The organism is Stenotrophomonas sp. SAM-B, assembly GCF_013387485.1.
In the GTDB taxonomy this organism is placed as follows: Bacteria; Pseudomonadota; Gammaproteobacteria; order Xanthomonadales; family Xanthomonadaceae; genus Stenotrophomonas; species Stenotrophomonas maltophilia_AA.
The window spans coordinates 1-446 of the sequence record NZ_JABBXB010000040.1; the positions used below are offsets into that span (position 1 = coordinate 1).

The 446-nt window shown below is 59.4% G+C and carries 1 rRNA gene; it reads left to right on the forward strand.

The window, feature by feature from the left end:
- Positions 1-446 (forward strand): 16S ribosomal RNA (locus tag HH110_RS19135); the annotation flags it as partial.

Here is a 446-nt window from a genome sequence, read left to right on the forward strand (position 1 = left end):
AGCAGTGAGGAATATTGGTCAATGGGCGCAAGCCTGAACCAGCCATGCCGCGTGAAGGAATAAGGCCCTATGGGTCGTAAACTTCTTTTAACCGGGGACAAGGGCGCGGTCGTGATGCGCGCTTGAGGGTACCGGTGGAATAAGCGTCGGCTAACTCCGTGCCAGCAGCCGCGGTAATACGGAGGACGCGAGCGTTATCCGGATTCATTGGGTTTAAAGGGTGCGCAGGCGGCCTGTCAAGTCAGCGGTGAAAGCCCGGGGCCCAACCCCGGAAGTGCCGTTGATACTGTCGGGCTGGAATGCGGTCGAGGCGGGCGGAACGTGGCGTGTAGCGGTGAAATGCGTAGATATGCCACAGAACGCCGATAGCGGAGGCAGCTCGCCAGGCCTGCATTGACGCTCGGGCACGAAAGCGTGGGGATCGAACAGGATTAGATACCCTAGTA